General features: G+C 77.9%; 1 protein-coding gene. It reads left to right on the top strand.

Going from position 1 to position 217, the window contains the following annotated elements; genetic code table 11:
* Nucleotides 1-217 (top strand): condensation domain-containing protein (locus tag JL475_RS39615; protein ID WP_202283006.1); only part of this gene is annotated, 217 nt, incomplete at both ends.

Here is a 217-nt window from a genome sequence, read left to right as displayed (position 1 = left end):
CCGCCGGCGCCCGGAAGGCGCTGACGGTGCGGGAGCGGCCGGCGGAGATCCCGCTGTCGCCGGCCCAGCGGCGGCTGTGGTTCCTCGGCCGTTTCGAGGGGCCGAGCGGCACGTACAACCTGCCGATGGCGGTGCGGCTGACCGGCGGGCTGGACGTGGCGGCGCTGGCCGCGGCGCTGGGCGACGTGGTGGCCCGGCACGAGAGCCTGCGTACCGT

Source organism: Streptomyces sp. M2CJ-2, from assembly GCF_016757295.1.
GTDB lineage: Bacteria > Actinomycetota > Actinomycetes > Streptomycetales > Streptomycetaceae > Streptomyces.
This window is presented reverse-complemented; position numbering and strand designations above follow the sequence as displayed.